The sequence below is a fragment of the Bradyrhizobium sp. URHA0013 genome, from assembly GCF_000518345.1.
In the GTDB taxonomy this organism is placed as follows: domain Bacteria; phylum Pseudomonadota; class Alphaproteobacteria; order Rhizobiales; family Xanthobacteraceae; genus Bradyrhizobium.
The window spans coordinates 92,553-118,972 of record NZ_JADK01000007.1; the positions used below are offsets into that span (position 1 = coordinate 92,553).

A 26,420-nucleotide genomic window follows, 5' to 3' on the forward strand; every position below is an offset into this window, starting at 1 on the left:
CCGCTACTTGGTTCGGACCGCCTTTGCACCTGCGCCCTTCAAGGCGTCCGCGATCTTCTCGGGCGCATCGCCGTGAAAATCCACGGAAACCTCGATCCGGCCTTCCAGTTTCTGATGCCCCTCCGGCGCGGGCGCGGTCTTGGCGTCAGGACCGGCCGGGCGTGTCCCCGACGTGTTCGCGTCGCCGACCGGCTGTACGAAGACGTCCGTTCGCGGCACGCCGCATTCCTGCACGACATGCTCAACCGCAAGCTCGGCGCCGCGGCGCGTGTCGAATTCTCCGATGATCGTACTTTCCAAGGGCGCCCTCCGTGGCTGGACCAGCGTGCGAACAACTGGTCAGCGAGGGCCAGGTTCCTGAACGCGCGGGCGTTTAGAACCGAACGATCCCAAACATGAACAGCAGCGCGAGAGTGATCAACCCGGAGACCAGCAGCGAGCCGAGACATCCCAATCGGTTCGAGAAAAAGAAGAATATGCCTCGCCCGTCCCATAGCTTCGTGCCTGGCTAAGTTCTCCCATTCGACAGTGTTCCTGGAGACGTTTTTGGACGCGCGAGCAAGAACAGATCCAAGAACCAATCATCGAGCGGAACGTTATGTCCGCGATGTCAGACGCTTTTGATTATTTCCGGGCGCATGCGGTCCGAGCCCTTTGCAAGGCCCGGGCGATGCCGCGCGGACGCATGAAACATCTGCAAACCGTCGTGGCCCGGATCTACCACCTGCTGACCAAGGAGGCCGCGTACGGGCCGAACCTGCAGCATATGGACGACTTCCGCGCAGCCCAGAAGCTCGAGAAGTCGATCGACTGAACTGCGATGACGGCGAAGCTGCACGCCCTCCCCGACGCGTTCAGCGTCCTTTGGGAGTGGTCCCCGACTGCGACTTGCCAAGCCCGGGATTGATGGCGAGCGACGCGCCGGCGGCGCCACCGGCTTCATAGGCCGTCATCGACACCATCCGGCTGGCGCTACGCTGGGTCCGCATCTTCAGGTCGAGCTTGTCGAACTCCGCATCGACCACCGACGTCTTGAGAACCACCAGCCCGCGGCCGGTGCTTTCGTTGACCTGATCGCGACCGGCCTTGATCGCGACCAGCTTGTCCGCGATCAACGCCACCATCCCGAGCGCGAAGGAGGCATTGGCCAGATGCCGCTCTTGGTGCCGGAACCTGCCGTAGTCGACCGAGGTCTTGAAGCGGCCAAGGTCAGCGCGCACGGCACCGTCGATCAATTCGGCCAGATAATGCGCGACCTCGACATCCGCGCCGAGACCGAAGAACACGTAGCGGTTGTCGCCGGCCGCGTTCTTCTCGCGCCAGACCCGACAATCGCAGAAATGAGCGATCGCGCCGACGCAGTCGTCCAGCGGAATGCGCTTCTTGCGAAAAGTCTCGTAGACCCTCCGCTCGCACGACGACGCGCGCAGTTCGACGTCGGAGAGCGACAGATCATGTCGATCCAGCAGCTCGGCGACCTTGGCGGCCGCAGACAGTGCCTCGTCCTCGGTGCAGCCATTGGCGATCGTCTTGGAACGCAACGCCTGAATGCGGAGCTTCAGCTTGTCGAGGGAGGCCGGAGTGGAGGTCTGATGCACTGATTACCTGCCGGGGAAACGCGACGGATAGAACCGGTCGGATAGACCGGCGGGAGGGGTCTCTTGTCAACTGTATTGATCTTCGACTTTTTTCGAACGGACCTCACTCCTTCTACGTGCGGTGCACGACTCGCCGCACTGACTATAAAATGCAGAGACGAGGATTCACTACAATCGACGTTCTCGCTCTATTTCCACCGCAGCTGACAAATCATTGTCGGGAGCAGACCACCACAAGCCCAACGAGGTTGCGTTGGCGCCTTGGCGTTGGCGGCTGCGTCTTGTTCACAGTATCGCGAGCTTGCAGTCAGCCGGCTTTGATCCCTGCGCTTGCTGAGTAGTCGGCAGCAGACTGGTGGATTGAAAGACACACTGATCAAGGCCGTCGATCGGTTTTGTGCCGCGACACATTCCTGAAGGGACTGGACCACTGTTAAGGTTTAGCGGTCAGGTTAACCCCAGCGAACGTTTTGCTGAGAGCGTCGAATTCGATATGACCTCGAAATAGAGGAATATTCGAATGTCCAATAGAACCGCATTTCAAACTGCAGATGCAGACGAGCCCCACAACTTTTTTGATCTCGTCATTCCCCTCACCTTCAGCGCTGTAGCCCTCCTGGCCACAGCTGTTTCGCTGGAGGCGATTGGGTTCATCGCTTGGCAGCCAGCCACCTTTTTGGTTGCCTATATCTTTGGCTGACGCGCGATTGGCTGGCATGAGCGAATTCGAAGGCCTATCTGACCAGTTCATTCTGCGGATGCACGAGTTCATTCGCCAAGAGGTGCAAGCAGATAGGCTAGCCGGCACGCGTTTTATCGGATTGCCAGCGAGGCTGCGCGCGGAAGCTCTTGCAGGGGAAATCAAGCGACGCGGCTTTTTCTGCACGGCAATTGAATGGCCTCAGCATCTTGAGCCTGGAGCGGACAAATACGCACCGACCATTGGACACCGGAAGACGATCTAAAACTCATCGTGCTCACGGCGCGACGCGTCCCGGCTGACCGGATTGCTCGCCTGCCAGACCGCAGATCGCAAATATCGATCCGCGATCGATTGCAACTCTCGCGAACCTGCATCGTGAACAAGAGAATGCCAAAGCTCCCGCGTCGCGGCCTCGGTCTAACCAGTCCCCGGCCCCTCCGACCCGGGGCCGCCTCTCCATGAGCCTACCGCCTGGTTGGCGCCTCGCGCAGCTAACTCCCGGTCCAGATCTTTCAGTCGCCCGAGCAGGTTCTCGACGATCTCCATGCAATCGGAATGTCCCAACGATTGCACGCCGCGCGCTGCTAGCTCGCGCTCCAGCATGGCGGCTATAATAATTTGAATGCTCACGAACTCTCCGCCGACTTCGCCCCAGAGACGGTACGGCTCAACTTAGAAATGGGTTTCGCTAAAGCGAAAGGCCGCAGGGTGGTTCCAGCCCCCACTGCGGCCATCCCGGTCAAATTACAAACTGGTACTTAAATCTCGCCGGTGTTCTCACAGTAGAACACCGTGTTCCGAAAAAGGATTCCGTAAGACTACCGGAATCCCAAGCGGCCCGGATAGTCACTCGGATGTAGAAATGGCACCGCTTCCTTACCAGCCCCCATGCTCCCGGCTGCCGATCAATTGCGGATCAGAGCGCCGGGAGCGACGCTAGGACTTCCCAGATTCCGGGGGGCGCTATCGCCACAGCCGGCGCGTGATGTTGAACAACGCCGCAAGCGGGACGCCCGCCAAGACACCCAGCATGCCGTACGACGTGACCAGCAGCGCAGCGCTAAGCGGCCCCGCGCTTGTCGCAAATCCATAGGCTGCGCCTAAGCCTCCCAGCGTTCCGGCAAAGACGACCATGTTGCGGTCGTTGCGCGCCTCGACGTTATAGATCGGGGGCCTTTTGCGGTGAAGAATGGGAGGACCGAACGGCACCTTCGAGCCGCAATTTGGGCAGGCCGACGCACTCGGTGAAACCGGGTGGTCGCAGTCGTGGCAATCGATCAGCTTTTTGGTCCGTCCCATGCCGCAAATCGTAGCGGCGGGGCGGCCAGTCCACAAGTTCGGCAGCTACTCCCAGCACACCGTCGCATGACCACAGCAGGGCCGCTCTGATCCCCGCATTCCCCGCGTTTGACTGGCGTTGAAAACCTGCGCGCCGTGCGGAAAGTTGACCAGCTCGGGACCTTTCTCGCCGACCATGGAGAGTCCACCCGGCGCCGAAGGGGTGCCGCTTGCGAACATGGGAATGGAGAGGCCGTCCGTTCCGGCGCCGAGCGGCACCAGACCACGTGGGCACGCTGCCGGACCCCGCGCTGCCACCAAGCCCAACCAACGAACCCGGCCGATTTAGATCAAGCGCCTCTTCGACAGAGAAAGACGGATTAGGACGCCATCGGACTAGAAGATGGCGGAAGGGGTGGGATTCGAACCCACGGTACCCTTGCGGGCACGCCGGTTTTCAAGACCGGTGCCTTAAACCACTCGGCCACCCTTCCAAGTCAGGAATGGCTGTCGCTTAACGCAGTCGACGGCGCATAGCAACGCGAAGTTGGCGCCCGCCCCTTTCCCCGGCATCGGATCTGTCAGGCGAGCGTCAGCCTGTTCCCTTACCCTATTGCCCTCTCGGCAATCCCGGACACTGGCGACATCTCCCAGGGCGTTGCCGGTTGCGAGGCCCGGTTTGGAGTCGCTTCCGTTTCCGGGCCTCGTTTGCCAGCTGCAAAGAAAAGCGGCGCCCCCGAGGGAGCGCCGCGCGAAGTCCGTTCATTGTTGCTTTAGCTCAGTACCCGCAGGACGCACAGTTCATCTGCACCGGGGCGTAATAGGAATAGCCCGGCTGGACCATCTCGACGCGCTGGCGCGTGGCGTATTGCGGCGGGATGCGCTCGTACTGGACGCTCGGCGGCGCCACCATCACGGTCTGCGGCACCATCACGGTGCGGTATTGCGCCGGCGCGCGGTGCGCCACCACGGAGCCGGGCGAAACCATCACGGTCTCGTCGACGGTGCGGTATTGCGGCTGCACATATTGCTGCTGGTAGCAGGTCGTGCACGGCGGCGGCGTGTAGCAATTGTAGCAGCCGGCGGAAGCAGCGCTCGTCATGGAAATCGCAGCGACGACGGTCGAGAAAACGACAGCGAGAGTGCGAGACATTGTTGTGGTGCCCCAATTGCCAAAATGGATTTGCGAAGGTCGCTGCCAGTATACGCCGCAAAACCTTGCTTTGCCGAAGTTCGTCGGGGCATCCTTAATGCAAACGGCCGGCTTGCGCCGGCCGTTCAGAACTCGTTGACCATGCGCTGTGCGTGATGCTTGCGATCACGCGTACGAGACGCTGTTACTTCGAGCGCCGTTTCACCTCGCGCACCGCGCCGCGCGCGGCGCTGGTGGTGAGCGCAGCGTAGGCCTGAAGCGCCGTCGAGACGTTGCGCTTACGGCCGATCGCCTGCCAGGCGGCATCGCCCTTCGCCTCTTCCGCGGCGCGGCGCTTGGCCAGCTCCTCGTCGGAGACCTCGAGGGTGATGCTGCGGCTCGGGATGTCGATGGCGATGCGATCGCCGGTCCGCACCAGACCGATGTTGCCGCCTTCGGCCGCTTCCGGCGACAGATGGCCGATCGACAGGCCCGACGAGCCGCCTGAGAAGCGTCCGTCGGTGACGAGCGCGCAGGCTTTGCCGAGGCCCATCGATTTCAGATAGCTGGTCGGATACAGCATCTCCTGCATGCCGGGGCCGCCGCGCGGGCCTTCATAGATGATGACCACGACCTCGCCGGCGACGACCTTGCCGCCCAGAATGCCTTCCACGGCTGCGTCCTGGCTTTCGAACACGCGGGCGGGGCCTGCGAATTTCAGGATTGAGGCGTCGACGCCGGCGGTCTTCACGATGCAGCCGTCCTGCGCGAGGTTGCCGTAGAGCACGGCGAGACCGCCGTCCTTGCTGAAGGCGTGCTCGAGGTTGCGCACCACGCCCTTCTCGCGGTCGGAATCAAGCTCGTCGTAGCGACGCTCCTGGCTGAAGGCGATTTGGGTCGGGATGCCGCCGGGCGAGGCCCGGAAGAAGGTGCGGACAGACTCGCTCCTGGAACGCTTGATGTCCCAGCGCTCCAGCGCGTCGCTCATGGTCGGCGCGTGCACGGTCGAGACCGAGGTGTCGATCAGGCCGGCGCGGTCGAGCTCGCCCAGAATGCCCATGATGCCGCCAGCGCGATGCACGTCCTCGACATGCACGTCGGCGACCGACGGCGCGACCTTGCACAGCACGGGCACGCGGCGCGACAGCCGGTCGATGTCCTGCATGGTGAACTTGACCTCGCCTTCATGGGCGGCGGCGAGCAGATGCAGCACCGTGTTGGTCGAGCCACCCATCGCGATATCGAGCGTCATCGCGTTCTCGAACGCTTTGAAGTTCGCGACGTTGCGCGGCAGCACGCTAGTGTCGTCCTGCTCGTAGTGGCGGCGCACGATATCGACGATGGTGTGGCCAGCCTCGACGAACAGGCGCTTGCGATCGGCGTGGGTCGCGACCACCGTGCCGTTGCCGGGGAGCGCAAGGCCAAGGGCTTCCGTGAGGCAGTTCATCGAATTGGCCGTGAACATGCCCGAGCACGAGCCGCAGGTCGGGCACGCCGAGCGCTCGATCACCTTGACGTCCTCGTCGCTGACCTTGGAGTCGGCGGCTGCGACCATGGCATCGATCAGGTCGACCGCCTTGGTCTTGCCCTGCAGCGTGACCTTGCCGGCCTCCATCGGTCCGCCCGAGACGAACACGGCGGGGATGTTGAGCCGCAGCGCGGCCATCAGCATGCCGGGGGTGATCTTGTCGCAATTGGAGATGCAGACCATGCCGTCGGCGCAATGCGCATTGACCATGTACTCGACGCTGTCGGCGATGAGCTCGCGCGACGGCAGGCTGTAGAGCATGCCGTCATGGCCCATGGCGATGCCGTCGTCGACCGCGATGGTGTTGAACTCTTTCGCCACGCCGCCGGCCTGCTCGATCTCGCGGGCGACAAGCTGGCCGAGGTCCTTGAGATGGACGTGGCCGGGCACGAACTGGGTGAAGGAATTGACCACCGCGATGATCGGCTTGCCGAAATCGCCGTCCTTCATGCCAGTCGCGCGCCAGAGGCCGCGGGCGCCCGCCATGTTGCGGCCGTGGGTGGTGGTGCGGGAGCGATAGGCTGGCATGGCGGATTCCGTCCTCGGGTTTGGCTGGCCGGGCGCGGCAAAATTTCGAAGCCGCCTCAGGCCTTTCCGGCCGGATAGCGCACGGGGGGAACGCGCGCAACGGGAACTTGAGCCGGACAGGGCTCCCCTGCTCCCGGCGCGGGCTCTTCGTAGCGCGGATGGAGCGCAGGGCAAGTGCGCGCCGGAGGACGAGACCGGCCCCGGATTACGCTGCGCTCCATCCAGGCTACAAGTCGGCGCGCGCTTGCATTGGTTTCGGGCAATCGCGCGTGCAGGCGCATGCACCGCGCAAATGCAAGCACGATAAAATCCGTAGTCGTCCGGAATGGAATCCTATTCCGATGTCGCGTACATCGCGGGCATCGATCGGCGGCCTTCCAAGGGCATCACCCTCTGATCGCGCACCACGGGGTTGGGGGACCACATGGGGCGGGGGGATCAAAGGCTGGGGCAAGGTTACGAGGTCCGGACTCCTAGGCACTCCGGACCTCGGGACTTTCTAGATTGAACGTGATTTCGCGCCGCCGGCTTGATCAGCCGTGCGGCGCGAAGTCGTTTTGGCGTCGTTATGCCGACCCGGGCGCTTAGCGCGTCTGCGGCTCGATCGTTACCGTGCAGTCGCCCTGCCCTTGCGTCGCGACCACGATGTTGCCCGCGGCAGCGCCGAGGGCGATCGGCGCGGACGAGCCGCCGCCGGGCATCTGGACGGTCACGCTCAGGGAATCGTTTCGTGCGGTCGAGCCTACGGTGGAGGGTTCTGCCTGGGCCACATTGCCCGAGGCGTCACGCCGCATGATCTGGCAGTTCACATTGCTGCCCCCCGCGGCCGCCATTCCCGATGAGGTGCCGCCGCTCATCTGGGCGCGGGCTCGCGACGGATCGCGAGGGACCTGGCTGACGATGCGATGCGTCCGCGGCTCCACAATGACGACGTCGTCACCGGTCGCGAAATATTCGTAGTCTCGATATTCAGGCTCGATCGAGACGATCTCGGGCGGAAGCCTGTGAAGGCGCACGCGCGAGGGAATGGTCTCGCCGACCCGGATCGAAATGTTCAGATTACGCTCCGGCTCCGCCAGGCGTGCACGGCTCACCGTTTCGGAGATCCGCACCTGCTTCTCGGACGTCACCTGCGTCTGCTGATTAGCCTGCGTGTTGGTCTGCGTCGTCTGGTTGGCTTGATTGGTCTGCGTGCCCGAGGTGGCGGGCGCGGTCTGCGCATTGTTGGTCGGGGCCGTCCGGTTCGTGTCGGTCGCGGTGGCCGGTCGATTGTTCTGTTGCGCCGGCTGCTGCTGGTCAGCCGCGTTGCGCGGCGGCTGGGTCTGGTTGCGCTCGTTCTGGTTGGCCGCGGCACCCGTGCGCTCGTTCTGCTGGCTAGACGTGCCGGACTTGGACTTCTCGGACTCGGCCGTTGATTTCTGCGGCGCCGATTTGTCCTGCTTCGTCTCGGCTCTGCTCTTGCTGTCGCGTCCCGGTTTCGTGCTCTCGGCATCGCGATTGCGATCGCGCGAAGGCTCGCGGGATTCTTGTGCCTGATCCTTCGACTTCGGCTGGTTGCGCTCGGCAGAACTCGCCGGCTGGCGCTTGTCGTCACTCGCGTCCTGCCTGGCAGCGCCGCCCTTCTCCTCGCGGCCAGCGCCCTGCAATCGGTCCTGGGCGCCCTGCGCGCGCTCTTGAACACGCTCTTGGGCGCCGCCGCGCTGCGGTGCGGCGCCTTTCGCCGGCTCCTCGGTCCGTCTCGGCTCGTCTCTACGCTCACCGGGCGCCTGGGCGTGGGCGAAGCCGGAAGCAAGCATCAGTCCGATCGCTGCAGTCGATAACATCAAGTGCTTGCGCATGGTCCCTCTCCTCGGAAATCCGCAACAACAGACGCGAACGTTCTGTGGGTGCGAAGGTTCCTGGTCAGGAACGAGGGCCGATCACGCGGGTCTCACATCTCAGGCCGGTCTCACATCGGGTCCTTCATCGTGAGCCGCGCCGTGAATGTCACGCTGGTCTTGCCAACCAGCGCCATGCCTTCAACCTCGGCGCCGTCGGCGGAATAGTCGCCCGAAAAGCCGCAGGTCACTTCCCTGCCGCCGAACGCGAGCGGCTTGCCGACGGCCTCGGTGTGCTGATTGACGGTCATATCGCCGCGCCATTTTCCGTTCCGGAAGGTGTAGCTGCCGGTGTAGTAGAAATAGCTGTCGCCGCCCATGATGCGGCCGTCGCAGAGCACGACGACGCCTTTGGCCTGGCCGCGCTTGCCGTCGCGCATCTCGATCTCAAAGATGTAGAGGCCGTTGAGGACCTTCTGTGGGTTGCCGCCCTGCTCGGGCCCATCGCCGGCCGACATCGCTCATCTCCCGTTCAAACCGGCACATTCCGTTCGAGATCTTCAAGCCACGCTGCCGCGCTCGAATCCGACGGCGCGCGCCAGTCGCCGCGCGGCGATAATGAGCCGCCGGCCGAAACCTTGGGTCCGTTCGGCATCGCCGAGCGCTTGAACTGGCTGAAAGCGAAGAAGCGGCGCAGGAACACCTCGAGCCAGCGGCGGATCTCCTTGAGATCGTAGGCCCTGCGCTTGTCGGCCGGAAATGCCGGCGGCCATTCGCCCTCGGCGACGTCCTTCCACGCCTGGAACGCCATGAACGCGATCTTGGACGGCCGCATGCCAAACCGCAGCGTGTAGAACAGGTTGAAATCCTGGAGCTCGTAGGGACCGACCGAAGCTTCCGTGCTCTGCGGCTTCTCGCCCGGCTCGGCCGGAACCAGCTCCGGCGAGATTTCGGCAGACAGGATCGATCCAAGCGTTTGGTTGACGTCGTCGCTGAACTGCTTTGACGCAATCACCCAGCGGATCAGATGCTGGATCAGTGTCTTCGGCACCCCGGCGTTGACGTTATAGTGCGCCATCTGGTCGCCGACGCCGTAGGTGCACCAGCCCAGTGCGAGCTCGGAGAGATCGCCGGTGCCGATGACGATGCCGCCGTTGTGGTTGGCGAGCCGGAACAGATAGTCCGTTCGCAGGCCCGCCTGCACGTTCTCGAACGTGACGTCGTAGACCTTCTCGCCCTTGCCGAAGGGATGGCCGATGTCCTTCAGCATCTGCGTCGCCGTGGTGCGAATGTCGAGCTCCTGCCAACTCGTCTGCAACGCCTTCATCAGCGCCAGCGCATTGGTCTTGCTCTCGCTGCCGGTGGCAAAGCCCGGCATGGTGTAGGCGAGAATGTTCTCGCGCGGCAGGCCAAGAAGATCGACGGCCTTGGCGGCGACGATCAAAGCGTGGGTAGAATCGAGCCCGCCCGAGACGCCGATGACGACGCGCTTGGTGCCGGTCGCACGCATGCGCTGGACGAGGCCCGCGACCTGAATGTTGTAGGCCTCATAGCAGTCCTGCTCGAGCAGGCTCTCGTCGCTTGGCACGAACGGAAATCGCTCGATCTTGCGCAGGAAGCCGATATCGGCGGCCGGCGGCTTCAAGGCGAAGCCGACTTTCCGGAAGAAGGCCTCGCGCTGCCGGCGGTTGTCGTCGAACGTGCCCATCAGCGCGCGTTCCTGCCTGAGCAGGTCCAGATCGACGTCTGCCAGCGTGATCTGGCCGCCCTGCCGGAACCGCTCACCCTCGGCCAGCAGCACGCCGTTCTCGTAGATCGAGGTCTGGCCGTCCCAGGCCAAATCGGTGGTCGATTCCCCTGCCCCGGCCGCGGAATAGACATAGGCCGCGAGGCAGCGCGCCGAAGTCGATTGGCACAAGAGCGCACGCGAGCGGGCGCGGCCGATCGTGATCGGGCTGCCCGAGAGATTGATCAGCACGCTCGCGCCCGCAAGCGCGAGCTCGGAAGCCGGCGTCACCGGGATCCACATGTCCTCGCAGATCTCGACGCCGATGGTCAGTCCCGGAACGTCCTCGGCCGCGAACAGGAGGTCGACGCCGAACGGGGCATGCAGCCCGCAAAAGGCCACCATCTCTCCGACGATGCCGGCGCCGGAGGCGAAATGCCGTCCCTCGTAGAATTCGCGATAGGTCGGCAGGTAGCTCTTGGGCACGACGCCGAGGACTTTGCCGCGATGGATGACGACCGCGCAATTGTAGATCCGATTGCCAAAGCGCAGCGGCGCGCCAACGATCAGGACGGTCATCAGGGACGAGGATGCCTCGACGATGGCCACGAGCCCGCGCTCGACCGCATCGAGCAGCGGGTCCTGCTTGACGAGATCTTCGATCGCATAGCCGGACAGGCAAAGCTCGGGAAACACGGCAACTGCCACCGACTGCGCATGGCAGTCCTTCGCCGCCGCCAGAACCGCCCTCGCGTTTGCCGTGGGATCGGCCACATGAGAGGTGGTGACGCAGGCCGCCACGCGCGCAAATCCGTGGGCATAGATCGAGTGGAAACTCATCGAGCACAGTCCCTTTGTCTCGTCGCGACCGGCCTCCGCCAGCTCTGGACTCCATTTAACCCATCGACATGGTCCCGTGCAGGCCATTCAACGGAATGCATAACGGATTTGCAGCTTCGCTGCCCGGCCCTTGGGCAGCGTCAGGCTGTGCGCACCAGCATGCCGGGCAGATCGTCGCGCAGCCACTCGGCGATCCGGGGCCAGGCATGGGCATGGGTCCGCGCACCCATGAACAGCCCGAGATGGTTGCTGGGCTCGGAGACCGCCGCAATGAAGGCCGGTGGGGTACCGAGCAAGCCGGCGGTGGCGAGCGCCTGCGCAGCCGGCACGACGTCGTCGTCAAGCCCGGCCAGCAGGAAGACCGGCGCCTTGACGTCCTTCAGATCAACCACGCGGCCGAGTGCCGTGAATTGGCCGCGCGCGATCCGGTTCTCCCGGAAAATCCAATTGACGATCTCGAGATAATAGGTGCCGGGCAGATTGAGAGGCTCGGCATTCCAGCGCTCGAAGCGTGCCAGCAGCGCCGCACCTTCCTCGCCGGAGAGGTCGCTCTGCAGCGCCGTCACGATGTCGTCGCGGCTCGGCGCCTTCGACCAGACCCGCAGCATCTCCTCGCCGCTGACATTGCCGCCGCCGCGGGCGACGAGCTGGCCATAGACCATCTCCGGCGCGTTGCGGGCGAGCTGCGACAGTCTGGACTCGATCGAGAGGTCGACGGGCGCGCCTGCCAGCACCAGCCGCCGCACCTTGGCGGGAAAGCGCGCCGCATAGAGCAGCGACAGCCAGCCACCCTGACACAGTCCGACGAGATCGACCGGCGTGCCGATCTCGTCGATGGCGACGTTGAGATCGCCAAGATAGCTGTCGATCGAGAGATAGCGCATGTCAGGCGTGGCTGAGCGCCAGTCGGTGAGATAGATCCGGTCGATGCCGCCATTTTGCAGGGACTGCACCACGCTGTGGCCGGGGGCGAAGTCGGCGATCAGGGCCCGGTGCAGCGCATAGGGCGCGCAGACCAGGGCCGGCTGACCGGCCCCCGTCCGCGCGCAATTGCGCAGGCGCATGGTCGCGAGCTCCAGCGCGACGGAGTTGGGCGTGGTCCACGGCAGGCTGCTGTCGGACTGCTCCGGCGGAGCGCGCTCGAGCCATCCGAAGCAGGCATCCATCGCAAGCCGAGCCGCAGCGAACGGCCACAGCAGCGGGTCATCCGGGACCCGGCCCGGTGCGCGCTGCTGTTTGCCGGTCTTCTCCGCCATGGCTATCTCACGGTCCTCACAGGAAGGCCTCGAAGCTGACGAGCGAAATGCCGCGCTCCCGAAAACTCTGATGGGTCGCGGCCACCGAGCCGTCGAGATCGATGCCGCGGCAGGCGCCCTCGATGACGGCGACCTCGAACCCCGCCTTGCGGGCATCCTCCGCCGAGAAGCGGACGCAGAAGTCGAGCGCGAGGCCAACGACGAAGATCGTCTTCAATTCGCGCTCGCGCAAATATCCGAGCAGGCCGGTCGGCGTTTTCCTGTCGTTTTCGAACAGCGCCGAATAGGAATCGATGCCGCGCCGAAACCCCTTCCGCACCACCAGGCTCGCGCGGGTGACGTCGAGATCGCGATGAAATTCCGCGCCCGCCGTGCCCTGGACGCAATGGCTCGGCCAGAGCACCTGGACGCCGTAGTCAAGCGCGATAGTCTGGAACGGCTGTTTGCCCGCATGGTTCGGCGCAAAGGAGACATGATCGCGGGGATGCCAGTCCTGGGTCAGCACCACATTGGCGAATTTTTGGGCGATCCGATTGATGGCGGGGACGACCGTCTCGCCGCCGGGCACGGCGAGCGCCCCGCCCGTGCAAAAATCGTTCTGCACATCGATGACCAGCAGCACGTCGCGGTCGGAAATCTTCATCGCAAGGTCCATTCCAGGCCATCCCGCGCGACCGGCGCAGAACGAACGTCTCCAGTGTCGATCTTCCCGCGCTGCTTCGCAACCACCGAAGCGGTGCGGCGATCTGCGCGAATGCACCCCGTCGGTGCCGGGATGCAACGGTTTGGGCTCATCCGTGTTGACTAGATCCACCAGGGGACGGATTCTAAAAGCCGTTCGCATTTTGCGACCGGATAGAGCGGAGGAAGCGGTTCCCGCAGCCCGAAAGGGGCTGTGGCAGCCATACCCACATGACCATCGGCAAGACAGGACAGATTCTTCTCGCCGATATCGGCGGCACCAATGCGCGCTTCGCGCTCAGTCAGGGCGATGAGACCGGACCGATCGACTACGTCAAAGTGGCAGACTTCCCGACCGTCCGGGAAGCCATTGCCGATGTTCTCGCGCGTCGCTCAGACGGCAAAACGCCCCGAAGGGCTGTGCTGGCCGTCGCGGGGCCGGTGACCAACAACCGCTGCGTCATGACCAACAGCCCGTGGGTCATCGACGGCAACGAGCTTCAGCCGGCTCTCGGCTTCGACAGCGTCCATGTTCTCAACGATTTCGAGGTGGTGGCCTGGTCCCTGCCCGCCCTGCAGCCCGCCGACCTGATCCCGCTCGGCGGACAGGAGGGTCTTCCCGGAGAACCGTTGCTGGTGGTCGGTCCCGGAACCGGCTTTGGTGTTTCCTGTCTGGTCGAGCGCCACGGCTCACGGTTGGCCGTCGTCACCGAGGCGGGCCACGCGACCCTGCCGGCAGAGGACGAGCGCGAGGAACGCGTGATCGCGTGCATGCGCCGGCGCCTCGGCCATGTCTCCATCGAGCGTGGCGCATTGTCCGGTTCCGGCCTGCAAAGCCTGTACGAGGCGCTGGCCGAAGTGGAAGGCGCCGAGGTGCCGCATCGCGATGCCGCTGCCATCACGAAGGCGGCCTTGGAGGGCAGTTGCGAACTCTGCCGCGCGACGCTGGACATGTTTTGCGCCATCCTCGGCTCGGTCGCCGGCAATCTCGGGGTGACCTTCGGCGCCCGCGGCGGCGTCTATATCGCCGGCGGAATCGTGCCGCGCTTTCCGGAGTTCCTTGCGGCTTCCGCATTCCGGGCGCGCTTCGAAGCCAAGGGACGCTTCCAGGACTATCTCCGCGACATCCCGACCAGGCTGGTCACGAAACCTGATGCGAGTTTCCTCGGCCTGAAGATGTTCGCGGAGCACAACCAGCCTTAACCGCGCGCGCCTCCGTCCGCGGATTCCAGTCATGCACAGCTGATTGCACGGCACGCCCGCTCGACGCGGGATCGTGCTTGCGCGTTCGTCCCGGATGAGAAACAATCCTGGCTTGTGTGTGGCGTAGTTGCGGGGGCGTGACATGCGTAAGCAGGATCTGGGTTTCGACTATCACCGCTATCACCGCCTGCTGCTCGAGGCGGACGACGATGGCAAGCGGCTGGCCCTGATCGAGCTCTTGATCGAGGAAAAGGCGCGTGACCGCCTCGCCGCCCAGCGCGCTTCGGACCGCGCCGCCATGACGGCCCACACTATCGCTACCGTGCTGAAGAACGGGCGCCAGTGAAACGAGTGGTTGCGCTACGGTGCCCGAAAACGCGGCATCAATTGCGATTTCGTTAACGATCCCTCGAAAGCTCGCGTCAAACTTTTTGCTCTAGGAGTTCCCTCACCTGATGCAATTCAGGGGCAACAAAGGGGGGAATGAACATGAGCATGATTTCGATCGCCGCGATGCCGGCCACCAGCGAAACGCGTTTGGCCGATTCTTCGTTTTCTTCATTCAAGACCATCTTGCTGTTTTGCTGCACGGGCCTGGTCGCCTCGTTCGGCCTGATGGCGCGCGGCATCGATCTCGGCGCCGGCCTGATGTGAGACCGCGACGAATTCCGTCGCGAAATGGCCGCCCCTGACGGGCGGCCATTTTTGTTTTTGGTCTCAGTGAGGCGTCTTTGCTGCCGCTTCCGGAAACATCGAATCGATCATTGCCTTGAGCTGATCGATCGAGATGGGCTTGCGCAGGATCGGCCGGCGCCTGAGCAAGGACGGCAGCAGCTCCGGACCGTAACCTGTGGCGAACAAAAACGGCTTCCCGCGACGCTCGATCAGGTCGGCGACCGGATCGACGTAGAGGCCCTTGAGATTGATGTCGAGGATCGCAAGATCGTACTGCGCGGTCATGGCGAAAGCGCTGGCGTCCCGAACATTATCCGCTTCCGCGATGACGTGGTGGCCGAGTTCCTCCACCATGTCCGTCATCATCATCCGGATCAACGTCTCGTCTTCGACCAGGAAAACGGAGAGTCCGTCCGCCATATCAACCCCGCCCATCAGCTTCCGAAGCTAATCATAACCGAATCGCGAAGAGGATTCACGAATTCGTAGCGGGGTCCGTTAATTCAGACGCGCCCGATCCGATTCAACTTGATCAATCCAGTCCTCGTTCGTGGCTGAGCCGCACCATCGCCTGTACGAACACCTGCTTCTGCTTGTCATCGAGGCCCGAATAGAGGGGCTCAGCGGCGTCGGCGACATTGCGCTGGTCGGCAGCGCGGTCGATGAGGAATTGGGCCTCGTTGCGCATCTGCTCGACGATGTCGTCGGGCGGATCCCGCTTGGCGCGCGCGACCCGCAGGTTGAGCCGCTCGGCACCGTTATGCCCGAGGTAGTGCATGGCGCTCGAGAAGCCGTACCAGTGCTTCTCCTGGTCGGGCGTGAGGTTCAGTTCGGTCTTGATCCGCTCGATATAGGAGTCGCTGTTGGTGACGATCTGGTCGGCGGTCAATTGCGGTGCGCCGGTCTGGGTGAGGACGGTGACATCCTTGTCCTGCGGCGCGTTCTTCGCCTCCTTGCTCGCCTTGGCGCCCTTGCCAGCCTTAGCGCTCTTGGCATCCTTGTCCTTGCCGGCGCCCTGCTTGGCGTCTTTGGCAGCGTCCTTGCTCGAATCCTTGGCGGCAGGCGCCTGATTGCCATTATTGCCAACACCGAGCACGCCGGTGAAGACGCCGACCACACCGCCGATCGCGCCGCCGAGCACGCCGCCGACCGGACCTGCCGCCTTGTTCCCGGCCGCCGCTCCTTCCTGAACCCCTTTGACCAGGCCTTGAGCGTTCGCCACCGCGGCTGCGCCGAGCAGCAACACGAAAACGGATCCCAGCGCGAACCATCGCCGCAGGTTAAGCCGCGCAAGCGGCGCCGGGTTGATCATTCTGGTCTCCATTTCGATCTGATTAGGCCGTTGGGGGTGAGAACCACCCGCCAGTTGCAACACTATCGTTTTCACCGCTTCGAGGTCTAGCCACCGACAATTGCTATCCACGCCCGAAAAGTGTTTGGCGCGAGGCGCTTATGCAGGCTTATTCGAAACTGCGGCGTAATTGCGCATGCATCGACCGGGCGCGTCGGCGCAAAGTGTGCGTCGCAAAATGACCGATCGTGGTTCATGGTCCGCGCAAGATATCGAGGGCGCTGCCGCCTTCCCGGACACAACGTTAGTTCTAGGCGCAAACCGTTCGGCTTTCTCGACAGACGCAATCAATCATGATCTGATCGCGCTACCAATTTGCCTTCCAAGCCGAGGGCATCAATAAGAAACGTCGAACAAGAAACTCTCAAAAAGAAAATCATAAGTAGAACTCGGAAGAGTTCAGAGGAAACGCCAGAACAATAAAACACCCAAGCGAGGAAACGAGATGTCACGCAAGACACTGACGCGACGTCAATTTGTGGCTGCCACTGCAATGTCCTCCGCGGCGCTGATCACAGCGCCCTATGTCCGAGGCGCTTACGCCGCCGGCAAGCTCTCGATCGGCTTTTGGGACCACTGGGTGCCCGGCGCCAACGATGCCTCCACCGCGCTCGTCAAGGAATGGGGCGAGAAGGAGAAGGTTGAAGTCTCGATCGACTACATCACCAGCAACAACAAGAAGATCGAGCTGACGGCGGCGGCCGAAGCCCAGGCCAAGTCCGGCCACGACATTCTGCAGATGCCGAGCTGGTGGCCGCACGCTTATTCCGAGAATCTCGAACCGCTCAACGACGTCATGGAGCCGCTCATCAAGCAGAACGGCGAGGTGAACGACACCGTCAAATATCTCGGGCGGTCGGGCGGCAAATGGCTCGCAGTGCCCGCGACGCCGGGAAGCCAGATCAAGGGCCCCTGCTCCCGCATCGATCTGATGAAGAAACACGCCGGCATCGACGTGCAGGAGATGTATCCAGCCGGCGGTCCGCCAAAGGCGGACAACTGGACCATGGAGACATTCCTGAAGGCGGCCGAGGCCTGTCACAAGGCCGGCTTCCCCTTCGGCATCGGTCTCGGCGAGACCACCGACAGCGTCGACACCGCCGGCGCGATCTTCCAGTCATTCGGGGCCGAGCTCGTCAACGCCAAGGGCGATATCACCGTCAAGACCGACGCAGTGCGGCAGGCGCTCGAATTCTACAAGAAGCTGATCGCCGTCCTGCCCACAGACGCGCCGTCCTGGGACGATGCCTCCAACAACAAATGGCTGATCTCGGGCCGCGGGGCGATGATCCTGAATCCGCCGAGTGCCTGGGCGGTCGCCAAGCGCGACGCGCCGCAAGTCGCCGAACAGTGCTGGACGCACGGCTTCCCGTCCGGTCCGAAGGGACGTTTTGCGCCCTTCCTGCCGTACTTCTGGGGCGTCTGGGCCTTTGGCAAGAACAAGGAAGCGGCCAAGAGCTTGCTCGTTCACCTGTCCTCGCCAGCGGCAATCGAGAAGTTCGTCGCGGCGAGCGGCGGGTACGATCTGCCGGCCTACGCGAACATGACGAAGTTCAAGACCTGGGCCGAGGAAGGGCCGCCGAAGGGCACGCTGTTCCACTATCCGGATCCCTACAAGCAGCAGACGATGTCGATCGCCGCGTCTCCGGCGCCGCCGAAGATCGCCCAGCAGATCTACTTCCAGGCGACGCTGACCAAGATGGCGCTGCGCTTTGCGCAAGGAGAGAAGTTGGAAACCGCGCTCGCCTGGGCCGAAGGCGAGTGCGAAGGCTTCATGCGGACCTGAGCCGGGTATGTGCCATGGCGGTTCACGCTTCGCGCGTGAGCCGCCGAGGCACCCCACGCTCGATCCGCTTGCCGAATGAAGCCGACGGCTGCGCCGGCTTCCCGTTCCAGATGTCCTGCTACGTGTCCTGCAAAAGAGGCTAACGTCATGGCCGATGTCGTCGTTGAGCAAGGCCGTCTCGCTCGAACTGCAAGCCCGCGCAAACGGGCGAGCCTGCGCAATGCAATGGGACGGAAATCGACCGTCGCGTTCTTCCTGACGCTGCCGCTGATCCTCCTGATCGCTCTGCTCGTGCTTTATCCCGCCTTCTATTCGGTCTACCTGGCGACGCTCAACAAGGCGATGACGAAGTTCGTCGGCCTCAGCAATTTCACCTTCCTGTTCAAGCGCGAAACGTTCTGGATGGTGGTGAGACAGTCCTGCATTTTTGCGATTACCGCCGTGGTCTTCAAGGCGCTGATCGGCTTCATCGTCGCGCATTTCGTCCACAACATTCCCGGCAAGAAGCAACGTAAATGGCGCGGCATGCTGCTGGTGCCCTGGGTGATCCCGCCGGCGATGAGCACGCTGGCATGGCTGTGGCTGTTCGATCCCTCCTACAGCGCCTTCAACTATACGCTCTCGTTCTTCGGCATCGGTCCGATCCCGTGGCTCGGTGACACCTTCTGGGCGCGCTTCTCCGTCATCCTCGTCAACGTCTGGTACGGAGCGCCGTTCTTCCTGATCATGTACCTGGCCGCGCTGAAATCCGTACCCGACCAGCTCTACGAAGCCGCAGCGATCGACGGCGCCAATTGGTGGCAGAAGATCTGGCACATCACCTTGCCGATGATGCGCAACATCATCGCCATCACCACGCTGTTCTCGCTGATCGTCACTTTCGCCAATTTCGACATCGTGCGCATCCTCACTTCTGGCGGTCCGCTGGACCGGACGCATCTGTTCGCCACCTGGGCGTTCCAGGTCGGCATCCAGAGCAGCGACATTCCGCTCGGCGCCTGCGTCTCGCTGTTCATGGTGCCGATCCTCGCCGTCGCAGCGGTCTTCATCCTGCGTGATGTCAACAAACGCGGGAACGAAGCCTGATGAGCACGCTCGCAATCGACAAGGCCGGACCGACACGCAAGGTCAAGCTTCGAAGCATGAGCCGCGACCGCACCTGGGCGCTGCGCTGGTCCTACTTTTTCCTGGTGCTGTTTGCGATCTTCTTCCTGATCCCGCCGATCTACATGCTGATCACCTCGCTCAAGAGCAGCGCGGAGATCTCGGCCGCCACCAATCCGTGGTGGGTATTTCATCCGACCCTGTCGAACTATGTCGAGCTGTTGACCTCGAACCAGTTCCTGCGATTCTTCTGGAATTCGTCGATGATCTCGATCGTGGTCGTGATCGTGACGATGCTGATCAGCATTCCGGCGGCGTTTGCATTGGCGCGGATGAAGTTCTGGGGCTCGGCGACGCTCGCGACCGGCGTCTTTCTCACCTATCTGATCCCGGACAGCCTCCTGTTCATTCCCTTGTTCAAGATGCTCGCGGTGGTCCAGGACGTTACCGGCATCACTCTCCTCAACCGATGGTACGTGCTGGTGTTCATCTATCCGACGCTGACCGTGCCGTTCTGCACCTGGATCATGATCGGTTATTTCGCCTCGATTCCGAAGGAGCTCGACGAGGCGGCTCTCATCGACGGCGCTTCCTGGCTCCAGACCTTGACGCGGATTTTCATCCCCGTCGCCCTGCCCGGCCTAATCGCAGCGACCATCTTCGCCTTCACCGTGTCCTGGGCGCAGTTCCTCTATCCCCTGGTGTTCACGACATCCATCGACCAACTCGTGCTGCCGGTCGGCATCACCACCACTTTGATCAAGGGTGACGTTTTCAACTGGGGTCAGATCATGACCGGCGCGCTGCTTGGCGCAGCCCCGCCGCTGGTCATCTATGCCTTCCTGATGGACTATTACATTGCCGGCCTGACCGCCGGCGCGACAAAGGGTTGATGTCTTATGGCTGAGGTTGCGTTGCGGAAGGTGGTCAAGCGTTACGACGACGTCGAGGCGGTGCGCGGCATCGACCTCGACATCTCAGACCATGAGTTCATCGTGCTCGTCGGCCCCTCCGGTTGCGGTAAGTCGACGACGTTGCGGATGATCGCGGGACTCGAGGACATCACCGACGGCGACATCATGATCGGCGGGGACGTAGTCAACGACGTGCCCCCGAAGGACCGCGACATCGCGATGGTGTTTCAGAATTACGCGCTTTACCCGCACATGACGGTCGCGGAGAACATGTCGTTCGGGTTGCGGCTCAAGCACTATCCCAAGGCCGAGATCAAGGCGCGGGTGACCGAGGCCGCCCGCCTCCTCGACATCACCGACCTGATCGACCGCAAGCCGAAGCAGCTCTCCGGCGGCCAGCGCCAGCGCGTTGCCATGGGGCGGGCCATCGTGCGCAACCCGAAAGTCTTCCTGTTCGACGAGCCGCTGTCCAATCTCGACGCCAAGCTGCGCGTGCAGATGCGGATCGAGATCAAGAAGGTGCACCAGAAGGTGCGCACCACGACGGTCTACGTCACCCATGACCAGGTCGAGGCGATGACGCTGGCCGATCGCGTCGTGGTGATGAACAAGGGGCGGATCGAGCAGATCGGCACGCCGAACGAGCTCTACCACAAGCCGGCGACGCGCTTCGTCGCGGGCTTCATTGGCTCGCCGGCTATGAACTTCATTCCGTGCCGGCTCGAGGACGTCGGCGGCAAGCTCAACGTCCGCCTGACGGACCGCATCTCGTTCCCGTTGCCGCCGGCCCGCGCCGCCCATTACAGCGCGCTGCCCCGAGCTGAAAACCTGTTGCTCGGCATCCGTCCCGAACATCTCACGGAATCGCATGCGCATCTGGAGCCGGGGGTCGAGACCTTCGACACCGTGCTTGACGTCACCGAGCCGATGGGAATGGAGACGCTGGTCTATTTCGGACTGGAGGGCACGCCGATCTGCGGCCGTGTCGATCCCAATGCGGGCGCCAAGGACGGGGGCCCCATGCGTTTGGCGATGGACCTGAACAATATGCACCTGCTAAACGAGGCGACCGGCGCCGTATTGTGACGGCCGGGCAAGAAACTCGTGCAGGTAGGGACGATGTCGACCAACAAGAAGAAAATCTTTGTTACGCAAACTTTGTCGCAAGGGGCACGCGCCCTCCTCACCCAGCGCGATGACATCGAGCTCATCGAGTTTCCGAACCTGATCTCCGCCAGGGATTTTGAGGCTTTGCTGAAGAGCCACGCGCCGGTCCATGGCGTGGCGCTCGGCGCCACCGCGTTCGGCGAAACCGAGCTTGAAGCCTCAAAGGACATGAAGGTGGTGACCCGGATCGGCGTCGGCTACGACGCCGTCGACGTCCCCGCCCTCTCCCGCCGCAAGGTGCCGCTGATGGTCGCGGGCAGCGCGAACTCGCCCTCGGTCGCCGAGCAGGCGCTGTTCATGATGCTGACACTGGCCAAACGCGCGCAGGAGATGCATTCCTGCGTCAAGGACGGCAAATGGGCCGACCGCCTCGGCATGCTGCCGTTCGATCTCTATGGCAAGACCGTCCTCATCATCGGCTTCGGCCGCATCGGCACCCGCACCGCCAAGCGCTGCCTGGCGATGGACATGAATGTGCAGGTTTATGATCCCTACAAGGCAGCCACAGAGATCAAGGCGGCAGGCTGCGAGCCGGTCGCCGACCTCGATGCCGCGCTGCCGCACGCCGATTTCGTCACCATCCACTGCCCGAAGACGCCGGAGACCGTCGGCCTGTTCGACGCGGCGCGGATCGGCCGGATGAAGCCGAAATCCTACCTCATCAACACCGCACGCGGCGGCATCGTGAAGGAGACGGCGCTGTACGACGCATTGGTCTCGGGCAAGCTCGCCGGTGCCGGCATCGACGTCTTCGAGGTCGAGCCGCCGCCGGTCAGCAACGCGCTGTTCGCGCTGCCCAACGTCATCATGGCCCCCCATGTCGCCGGCGTCACGGTCGAGGCGGTGAGCCGGATGAGCGAGCAGACTGCGCGCAACATCCTGAGTGTGCTGGACGGCGATCCGATCCGGCAGAACATCATCAATCAGGATGTCCTGGGCTGAGCTATCTCAAGGGCGGGCCGCCGCCCCCCGCCTTCGGAACGCCAGAATGAGTCCCATTTTGGTGCAGATCGAGCCCTCACTCAGCCTTAATCAAACCCGCGTAATAGGTCCGGCCGCGGCGGCAGTGGGACAGACTTGCCGGCCGCGTCGAGCTGGAGGATGGACCCTTGTCAGAGATCGACCCGACCGACCACGCATTGGCGACCATCGCCAGCATCCTGGAGCATCCTGAACCCGTTCTCGTCGTGCGCGAGACCGAGACCGTGCGCGAGACCGAGACCGTCACCGTGACCGAAATGGTGGTTGCCGGTGAGCATGGGGTCGCCGACGAGCACCCTGTGGTCGATGAGCATCCGGTGGTCGAGGAGCAGCCGCTGGTGCCGGAGCACACCGATGCCGACGGCTACAGCAAGGTCGGCCCCGGGCCGATGGTGGCGATCCGTCTGAAATGGACGGTCCATCGCGGCGATGACGGCCAGTTCTACGTCCACGAGACCATCGGCGAGCAGTCGGTGCCCGTGGTCAGCGGCCCGATGACCGGCGAAGCCGCGGTGCATTTCGTCGACGCGCATGAGGACGAGGCCCATCGGCGCTTCGAAGAGCTGCGCAGCGAGATCGCCGGCCGCAGCTCGCTCGCCGATTACGAGCGCAAGGGCGAAGCCTAGCGCGTTTTCGCGCGAAGTGGACGCCGGTTCGGCTTATCGTCGTCCGAGATAATCGTTCTTCACGAGCTCGACGCCTGCGTGCCGCAACAGGTCGTAGGCGGTCGTGACGTGAAAGAAGAACTGCGGCATGCTGAAGGTCAGCAGCAGCGTCCGCCCGGTGAAGGGCAACTCGGTCCCGTTCTTCAGCCTGAAGAAGACGTTCCGTTCCGCCGCAGCATTGATCTCCGCGCGCGGCAGGCTTTCGATGAACTCGATTGACGTCGCGATGCGGGCCTGCAGTCCGGCCATGTCGTGCTCCAGCACCGGCAGCGTCACCGGCTCGCGCTCGGCCAGCAAGGCCGCGGCAACCGTGGCATGGCGGCAGGCCTCGCCGATCTGTTGCGCCAGATCGTACATGTCGGGCGCGATGCGCATGCCGAGCAGGACGGCCGGATTGAACTTCCGGGCTTCGGCATAGGCAACGCCCTTGTCGAGCAGTGCGGACAGGTTGCCCAAGTAGGGCACGAAGACGCCGACCGAGGCGTCATACATCGAGATCGTCACTTCAAAATTCCCTTCACTTCCGCCTCGCCAGCCACGGGCATCTGGTCTAAATCCAACCCTCGAGAGCTGCACAATGACAGCTTGGGCATGGGTGGAAAAGAGATGATCGTTCGAATGACCATTCGAATTCTGGCGACTTTGGCCGTGGTGCTGCTGGCAAACCTTTCGGCGCAGGCACAGCAGGCGGCGCCGTCCCGCCTCGACGAGATCGTCAAGCGCGGCACTTTGCGCGTCGGAATGACCGGCGACTACAAGCCCTTCACCTATCTCGACAAGACGACGCAGCAGTTCAACGGCTTCGATGTCGACATGGCGGAGGCGCTCGGCAAGGCGCTCGGCGTCAAGGTCGAATTCGTGCCGACAGCCTGGCCGAAGCTGATGAAGGATTTCGAAGCCGATCAGTTCGACATCGCGATGGGCGGGGTCTCGGTCACGCTCGACCGGCAGAAGAAGGGCTTCTTCTCCACGCCGATCATGCGCGAGGGCAAGACGCCGATCGCGCGCTGTGCCGACGTCGGCAAATACCAGAGCATCACCGACATCGACAAGAAGGGCACCCGCGTGATCGTCAATCCCGGCGGCACCAACGAGCGCTTCGCGCGTGCCAACATCAAGGATGCCGACCTCACCGTCTTCCCGGACAATACAGTGATCTTCGACGAGATCGCCAAGGGCAATGCAGACCTGATGATGACGGATGCCTCCGAGACGCGCTACCAGCAGAAGCAGCATCAAGGCGTGCTCTGCGCGGTGCATCCCGACAAGCCGTTCGACTTCTCCGAGAAGGCCTATTGGCTCCAGCGCGACATGGCGCTGAAGGCGTTCGTCGACCAATGGCTGCACATTTCCATGCAGGACGGCAGCTACAAGAAGATCTACGCCGCCTGGTTCGACTAGGACCGCGTCCTCCTGTCGCTTGCCCCGGCCAAACTTTGGACCGGCTCCGGTGTTATTGAACCCGAAACGCAGAAAGCACGACTCATACGGTGACAGTGATCTAGATCACTTTTTGCGATCGAACCGGGGCGTAAGCGTCGGTGCGGGGACCACCTGTTTCAGGAGATGCGAAATGAGGAAGCTGTTGGCCACGGCCGCATTCCTTTTGGCGAGCACCGCTGCGCAGGCGCAGTACACCTTCGACTATGGCGGGCGTACCATCCGCATCGATCCCGACCGCGGCACGGTGCAAATCCCCGGCGTCTACGACAACACCGGCCAGGGCAAGGCGAAGAAGGCCAAGAACGATGCCAAGGGGGCTCCAAAAGCGGACCCGCAGGCACCGCAACAAGCCAAAGCTGACCCGCAGCCGCCGACCAATCCGGCCCCGCCACCTGTCACGGCGGCTCCGGCTGCGGAGCAGGCACCTGCCCAAGCTCCCGTCCAAGCCCCAGTGGCCGTCGCGCCTCCTGCCCCGCCAGCGCCTCCGGCCACCACTGCGAACAACGCTCCGGCCGAAGACGCGCTTGTGCCGCCGCCTCAGCCGGCCCCGAGTGCTGCCCCGACGGTGGCCGCAGTACCGCCCGCACCGCCTCCACCGCCTGCCCCGACGGTTGCAACTGCGCCGCTGGCGCCGTCTCCGCCTCCCCACCCGGCGCCTGCGCCTGTCCCCGTTCAGTCGGCCGCCGTCGCGCCGCCGGCTCCCGCAACCGCGCCCACGCGCGACCTCAATTCACCGCTCGGCGTCTGGCTCACCGAGGAGAAGGAAGGCAAGGTTCGGATCGAGCAATGCGGCAGCAATCTCTGCGGCTACTCGGTCGATTCGAAATCGAACCAGAACGGCGAGCAGGTTCTGATCAACATGAAGCCCGGCAAGGATCAGAACAAGGACCAGAAATGGTCCGGTCGCATCCTCGATCCGAACTCCGGCTCGACCTACGATTCAACCATCGCGCTGAAGGGCACCGATCGCCTGCGCGTGCAGGGCTGCGCCTTCGGCGGCATGTTCTGCGGCGGCCAGACCTGGACGCGTGTGAACTGACCTCGGGGCGACACTCTGACCGACACAAGGAGACCCGCAGCGCGGGTCCCCTTTGCTTTTGCCGCCAAATCGATTGCGACGTGCGCGACATCACAGAGCCGTCGCCCGCGTGACAGCCCTCACATCGCCGGCTCCGCGTCCGTGACACGATCCCCGCATGATCAACCCTAGGGGCGTGTCATGAACGGATTTCGCAAGGCTCTCTTCGCCACCATCATTGTCATCGCATTGCCGGCCGCGCAGGCCAGCGCCAGCACTTTCGACGGCGCATGGAATGTCCGCATCTCGTCGTCGAGCGAGACCTGCGGTAACGGCTCGACCGTCGCGATCGGCATCAACAACGGTCAGATCGCCTCGAGCAACGCCATGGTGACGGCGTCAGGCCGCGTTGCGGATGCCGGCAGCATCAATGTCACCTTGAGCACCGGCATCAAGCGCGCCGTCGGCTTCGGCCGGCTCAGCGGCACCTCGGGCTCCGGCACCTGGCGCGGCAGCATGTGCACGGGCACGTGGACGGCGGAGCGGATGTAGGGTGCCGTGTCCCGGACGAACAGCGACGCAAAGCGTCGCTGCGCAAAGCCGGGTCACGCAAACTAGCCGACCGCCGAGCCGTATTCCGCGTCGGTCACCGGATCCAACCAGGTCGAGAACACACCGTCGAGCGCTTCCTGCATGGCGATGTGGGTCATGCCGTTGGTCGGCGACCCGCCGTGCCAGTGCAGCTCGCCCGGTGGAATCCAGACGGTGTCGCCGGGACGGATTTCGATGACAGGGCCGCCCTTGGTCTGGACCCGGCCAACCCCCGAAATCACATAGAGCGTCTGTCCGAGCGGATGGTGATGCCAGTTGGTGCGCGCGCCCGGCTCGAACGAGACGCGCGAGCAGTTCAGCCGCGCCGGCGCGGGCGCCATGATCACGGGGTCCTGCCACACGGTGCCGGTGAAGTGTTCCCCGGGCGCACGGCGTGTCGGCCGCGTGCCTGCTACAGTGATCTCCATTGGATTT

The 26,420-nt window shown here is 63.5% G+C and carries 29 protein-coding genes and 1 tRNA gene; 14 read left to right on the forward strand and 16 right to left on the reverse strand.

Going from position 1 to position 26,420, the window contains the following annotated elements; genetic code table 11:
• Positions 1–3: 3 nt before the first annotated feature.
• Positions 4–300, reverse strand: a complete 297-nt coding sequence (locus N551_RS0110545) for a hypothetical protein (RefSeq protein ID WP_027566959.1) — start codon at positions 298–300, stop codon at positions 4–6.
• Between the two features lie 307 nt (positions 301–607).
• Between N551_RS0110545 and N551_RS39650 the strand changes: the two genes are divergently transcribed.
• The gene (locus N551_RS39650; protein ID WP_007591053.1) at positions 608–814 is read left to right on the forward strand and encodes a hypothetical protein; all 207 of its coding nucleotides are present in this window, start codon (positions 608–610) and stop codon (positions 812–814) included.
• A 40-nt stretch (positions 815–854) separates the two neighbouring features.
• Here N551_RS39650 and N551_RS0110555 read toward each other — a convergent pair whose 3' ends face one another.
• On the reverse strand, positions 855–1,598 hold the full coding sequence (locus N551_RS0110555; protein ID WP_027566960.1) for a DUF2786 domain-containing protein: 744 nt from the start codon (positions 1,596–1,598) through the stop codon (positions 855–857).
• Between the two features lie 520 nt (positions 1,599–2,118).
• On the opposite strand from N551_RS0110555, the gene N551_RS0110560 reads away from it, so the two are divergent.
• A complete protein-coding gene (locus N551_RS0110560) occupies positions 2,119–2,298 on the forward strand; it encodes a hypothetical protein (protein WP_027566961.1) in 180 nt (59 codons plus the stop codon).
• 16 nt (positions 2,299–2,314) lie between these two features.
• A complete protein-coding gene (locus N551_RS35310) occupies positions 2,315–2,563 on the forward strand; it encodes a hypothetical protein (RefSeq protein WP_051462681.1) in 249 nt (82 codons plus the stop codon).
• A gap of 701 nt (positions 2,564–3,264) precedes the next feature.
• On the opposite strand, the gene N551_RS0110575 is transcribed toward N551_RS35310, so the two are convergent.
• The 9 genes from N551_RS0110575 to pncA all read right to left on the reverse strand — a co-directional run bounded on the left by N551_RS0110575 (position 3,265) and on the right by pncA (position 13,061).
• Positions 3,265–3,600, reverse strand: a complete 336-nt coding sequence (locus tag N551_RS0110575; RefSeq protein WP_027566962.1) for a zinc ribbon domain-containing protein — start codon at positions 3,598–3,600, stop codon at positions 3,265–3,267.
• 383 nt (positions 3,601–3,983) lie between these two features.
• Positions 3,984–4,073, reverse strand: a tRNA-Ser gene (locus N551_RS0110580).
• Positions 4,074–4,357: 284 nt separating this feature from the next.
• Complete coding sequence (locus tag N551_RS0110585) at positions 4,358–4,681, reverse strand: hypothetical protein (RefSeq protein WP_035961287.1); 324 nt, start codon at positions 4,679–4,681, stop codon at positions 4,358–4,360.
• Between the two features lie 235 nt (positions 4,682–4,916).
• Positions 4,917–6,767, reverse strand: a complete 1,851-nt coding sequence (gene ilvD / locus N551_RS0110590) for a dihydroxy-acid dehydratase (RefSeq protein ID WP_027566964.1) — start codon at positions 6,765–6,767, stop codon at positions 4,917–4,919.
• 584 nt (positions 6,768–7,351) lie between these two features.
• On the reverse strand, positions 7,352–8,605 hold the full coding sequence (locus N551_RS0110595) for a DUF1236 domain-containing protein (RefSeq protein WP_027566965.1): 1,254 nt from the start codon (positions 8,603–8,605) through the stop codon (positions 7,352–7,354).
• 110 nt (positions 8,606–8,715) lie between these two features.
• On the reverse strand, positions 8,716–9,102 hold the full coding sequence (locus N551_RS0110600; protein WP_027566966.1) for a GrlR family regulatory protein: 387 nt from the start codon (positions 9,100–9,102) through the stop codon (positions 8,716–8,718).
• Between the two features lie 14 nt (positions 9,103–9,116).
• Positions 9,117–11,150, reverse strand: a complete 2,034-nt coding sequence (locus N551_RS0110605; RefSeq protein ID WP_027566967.1) for an NAD(+) synthase — start codon at positions 11,148–11,150, stop codon at positions 9,117–9,119.
• A gap of 140 nt (positions 11,151–11,290) precedes the next feature.
• Positions 11,291–12,406, reverse strand: coding sequence for an alpha/beta fold hydrolase (locus tag N551_RS0110610; protein WP_027566968.1), 1,116 nt, complete (start codon positions 12,404–12,406; stop codon positions 11,291–11,293).
• Positions 12,407–12,422: 16 nt separating this feature from the next.
• Positions 12,423–13,061, reverse strand: a complete 639-nt coding sequence (pncA, locus tag N551_RS0110615) for a bifunctional nicotinamidase/pyrazinamidase (protein WP_027566969.1) — start codon at positions 13,059–13,061, stop codon at positions 12,423–12,425.
• Positions 13,062–13,318: 257 nt separating this feature from the next.
• On the opposite strand from pncA, the gene glk reads away from it, so the two are divergent.
• Complete coding sequence (gene glk / locus N551_RS0110620; protein WP_027566970.1) at positions 13,319–14,290, forward strand: glucokinase; 972 nt, start codon at positions 13,319–13,321, stop codon at positions 14,288–14,290.
• A 142-nt stretch (positions 14,291–14,432) separates the two neighbouring features.
• A complete protein-coding gene (locus N551_RS0110625) occupies positions 14,433–14,636 on the forward strand; it encodes a hypothetical protein (RefSeq protein WP_007590943.1) in 204 nt (67 codons plus the stop codon).
• 76 nt (positions 14,637–14,712) lie between these two features.
• Here the strand turns inward: N551_RS0110625 and N551_RS38710 are convergent, their stop codons facing one another.
• From N551_RS38710 to N551_RS0110640, 3 genes are all read right to left on the reverse strand, one after another.
• The gene (locus N551_RS38710; protein WP_197031126.1) at positions 14,713–14,919 is read right to left on the reverse strand and encodes a hypothetical protein; all 207 of its coding nucleotides are present in this window, start codon (positions 14,917–14,919) and stop codon (positions 14,713–14,715) included.
• A gap of 88 nt (positions 14,920–15,007) precedes the next feature.
• Entirely contained in the window at positions 15,008–15,385 is a 378-nt protein-coding gene (locus N551_RS0110635; protein ID WP_027566971.1) for a response regulator, read from the reverse strand.
• 112 nt (positions 15,386–15,497) lie between these two features.
• Complete coding sequence (locus N551_RS0110640) at positions 15,498–16,277, reverse strand: Spy/CpxP family protein refolding chaperone (protein WP_027566972.1); 780 nt, start codon at positions 16,275–16,277, stop codon at positions 15,498–15,500.
• 484 nt (positions 16,278–16,761) lie between these two features.
• Here N551_RS0110640 and N551_RS0110645 point away from each other — a divergent pair, with 484 nt between their 5' ends.
• The 6 genes from N551_RS0110645 to N551_RS38715 all read left to right on the forward strand — a co-directional run bounded on the left by N551_RS0110645 (position 16,762) and on the right by N551_RS38715 (position 22,894).
• Positions 16,762–18,102, forward strand: coding sequence for an ABC transporter substrate-binding protein (locus tag N551_RS0110645; RefSeq protein ID WP_027566973.1), 1,341 nt, complete (start codon positions 16,762–16,764; stop codon positions 18,100–18,102).
• 147 nt (positions 18,103–18,249) lie between these two features.
• The gene (locus N551_RS0110650; protein ID WP_027566974.1) at positions 18,250–19,188 is read left to right on the forward strand and encodes a carbohydrate ABC transporter permease; all 939 of its coding nucleotides are present in this window, start codon (positions 18,250–18,252) and stop codon (positions 19,186–19,188) included.
• Positions 19,188–20,099, forward strand: a complete 912-nt coding sequence (locus N551_RS0110655; RefSeq protein ID WP_018457902.1) for a carbohydrate ABC transporter permease — start codon at positions 19,188–19,190, stop codon at positions 20,097–20,099. The genes N551_RS0110650 and N551_RS0110655 overlap by 1 nt, the downstream gene beginning before the upstream one ends.
• A gap of 6 nt (positions 20,100–20,105) precedes the next feature.
• On the forward strand, positions 20,106–21,206 hold the full coding sequence (locus tag N551_RS0110660; protein ID WP_027566975.1) for an ABC transporter ATP-binding protein: 1,101 nt from the start codon (positions 20,106–20,108) through the stop codon (positions 21,204–21,206).
• Positions 21,207–21,239: 33 nt separating this feature from the next.
• Positions 21,240–22,229, forward strand: a complete 990-nt coding sequence (locus tag N551_RS0110665; RefSeq protein WP_027566976.1) for a hydroxyacid dehydrogenase — start codon at positions 21,240–21,242, stop codon at positions 22,227–22,229.
• 167 nt (positions 22,230–22,396) lie between these two features.
• The gene (locus tag N551_RS38715) at positions 22,397–22,894 is read left to right on the forward strand and encodes a hypothetical protein (protein WP_027566977.1); all 498 of its coding nucleotides are present in this window, start codon (positions 22,397–22,399) and stop codon (positions 22,892–22,894) included.
• A gap of 33 nt (positions 22,895–22,927) precedes the next feature.
• Here N551_RS38715 and N551_RS0110675 read toward each other — a convergent pair whose 3' ends face one another.
• The gene (locus N551_RS0110675; RefSeq protein WP_027566978.1) at positions 22,928–23,425 is read right to left on the reverse strand and encodes a DUF1993 family protein; all 498 of its coding nucleotides are present in this window, start codon (positions 23,423–23,425) and stop codon (positions 22,928–22,930) included.
• Positions 23,426–23,551: 126 nt separating this feature from the next.
• Here N551_RS0110675 and N551_RS0110685 point away from each other — a divergent pair, with 126 nt between their 5' ends.
• From N551_RS0110685 to N551_RS0110695, 3 genes are all read left to right on the forward strand, one after another.
• Positions 23,552–24,334, forward strand: a complete 783-nt coding sequence (locus N551_RS0110685; protein ID WP_027566979.1) for a transporter substrate-binding domain-containing protein — start codon at positions 23,552–23,554, stop codon at positions 24,332–24,334.
• 172 nt (positions 24,335–24,506) lie between these two features.
• Positions 24,507–25,415, forward strand: a complete 909-nt coding sequence (locus N551_RS0110690; RefSeq protein ID WP_027566980.1) for a DUF2147 domain-containing protein — start codon at positions 24,507–24,509, stop codon at positions 25,413–25,415.
• 180 nt (positions 25,416–25,595) lie between these two features.
• Positions 25,596–25,946: a hypothetical protein gene (locus N551_RS0110695; RefSeq protein WP_027566981.1), complete on the forward strand. Its 351-nt coding sequence runs from the start codon at positions 25,596–25,598 to the stop codon at positions 25,944–25,946.
• 62 nt (positions 25,947–26,008) lie between these two features.
• Here the strand turns inward: N551_RS0110695 and N551_RS0110700 are convergent, their stop codons facing one another.
• Positions 26,009–26,413 (reverse strand): cupin domain-containing protein, encoded by a 405-nt coding sequence (locus tag N551_RS0110700; RefSeq protein ID WP_027566982.1) that lies wholly within the window; start codon positions 26,411–26,413, stop codon positions 26,009–26,011.
• Positions 26,414–26,420 lie beyond the last annotated feature (7 nt).

Excerpts from the sequence above, each read along its gene's own strand:
- N551_RS0110595 (WP_027566965.1), bottom strand. The coding sequence starts at position 8,605 with ATGCGCAAGCACTTGATGTTATCGACTGCAGCGATCGGACTGATGCTT.
- N551_RS0110610 (WP_027566968.1), bottom strand. The coding sequence starts at position 12,406 with ATGGCGGAGAAGACCGGCAAACAGCAGCGCGCACCGGGCCGGGTCCCG.
- N551_RS35310 (WP_051462681.1), top strand. The coding sequence starts at position 2,315 with ATGAGCGAATTCGAAGGCCTATCTGACCAGTTCATTCTGCGGATGCAC.
- N551_RS0110690 (WP_027566980.1), top strand. The coding sequence starts at position 24,507 with ATGAGGAAGCTGTTGGCCACGGCCGCATTCCTTTTGGCGAGCACCGCT.
- pncA (WP_027566969.1), bottom strand. The coding sequence starts at position 13,061 with ATGGACCTTGCGATGAAGATTTCCGACCGCGACGTGCTGCTGGTCATC.
- N551_RS0110585 (WP_035961287.1), bottom strand. The coding sequence starts at position 4,681 with ATGACGAGCGCTGCTTCCGCCGGCTGCTACAATTGCTACACGCCGCCG.
- N551_RS0110575 (WP_027566962.1), bottom strand. The coding sequence starts at position 3,600 with ATGGGACGGACCAAAAAGCTGATCGATTGCCACGACTGCGACCACCCG.
- N551_RS39650 (WP_007591053.1), top strand. The coding sequence starts at position 608 with ATGTCAGACGCTTTTGATTATTTCCGGGCGCATGCGGTCCGAGCCCTT.
- N551_RS0110625 (WP_007590943.1), top strand. The coding sequence starts at position 14,433 with ATGCGTAAGCAGGATCTGGGTTTCGACTATCACCGCTATCACCGCCTG.
- N551_RS0110655 (WP_018457902.1), top strand. The coding sequence starts at position 19,188 with ATGAGCACGCTCGCAATCGACAAGGCCGGACCGACACGCAAGGTCAAG.
- N551_RS0110695 (WP_027566981.1), top strand. The coding sequence starts at position 25,596 with ATGAACGGATTTCGCAAGGCTCTCTTCGCCACCATCATTGTCATCGCA.
- glk (WP_027566970.1), top strand. The coding sequence starts at position 13,319 with ATGACCATCGGCAAGACAGGACAGATTCTTCTCGCCGATATCGGCGGC.
- N551_RS0110660 (WP_027566975.1), top strand. The coding sequence starts at position 20,106 with ATGGCTGAGGTTGCGTTGCGGAAGGTGGTCAAGCGTTACGACGACGTC.
- N551_RS0110685 (WP_027566979.1), top strand. The coding sequence starts at position 23,552 with ATGACCATTCGAATTCTGGCGACTTTGGCCGTGGTGCTGCTGGCAAAC.
- N551_RS0110560 (WP_027566961.1), top strand. The coding sequence starts at position 2,119 with ATGTCCAATAGAACCGCATTTCAAACTGCAGATGCAGACGAGCCCCAC.
- N551_RS0110700 (WP_027566982.1), bottom strand. The coding sequence starts at position 26,413 with ATGGAGATCACTGTAGCAGGCACGCGGCCGACACGCCGTGCGCCCGGG.
- N551_RS0110645 (WP_027566973.1), top strand. The coding sequence starts at position 16,762 with ATGTCACGCAAGACACTGACGCGACGTCAATTTGTGGCTGCCACTGCA.
- N551_RS0110650 (WP_027566974.1), top strand. The coding sequence starts at position 18,250 with ATGGCCGATGTCGTCGTTGAGCAAGGCCGTCTCGCTCGAACTGCAAGC.
- ilvD (WP_027566964.1), bottom strand. The coding sequence starts at position 6,767 with ATGCCAGCCTATCGCTCCCGCACCACCACCCACGGCCGCAACATGGCG.
- N551_RS0110635 (WP_027566971.1), bottom strand. The coding sequence starts at position 15,385 with ATGGCGGACGGACTCTCCGTTTTCCTGGTCGAAGACGAGACGTTGATC.
- N551_RS38710 (WP_197031126.1), bottom strand. The coding sequence starts at position 14,919 with ATGCCGCGCGCCATCAGGCCGAACGAGGCGACCAGGCCCGTGCAGCAA.
- N551_RS0110600 (WP_027566966.1), bottom strand. The coding sequence starts at position 9,102 with ATGTCGGCCGGCGATGGGCCCGAGCAGGGCGGCAACCCACAGAAGGTC.
- N551_RS0110675 (WP_027566978.1), bottom strand. The coding sequence starts at position 23,425 with ATGTATGACGCCTCGGTCGGCGTCTTCGTGCCCTACTTGGGCAACCTG.
- N551_RS0110640 (WP_027566972.1), bottom strand. The coding sequence starts at position 16,277 with ATGATCAACCCGGCGCCGCTTGCGCGGCTTAACCTGCGGCGATGGTTC.
- N551_RS0110665 (WP_027566976.1), top strand. The coding sequence starts at position 21,240 with ATGTCGACCAACAAGAAGAAAATCTTTGTTACGCAAACTTTGTCGCAA.
- N551_RS0110605 (WP_027566967.1), bottom strand. The coding sequence starts at position 11,150 with ATGAGTTTCCACTCGATCTATGCCCACGGATTTGCGCGCGTGGCGGCC.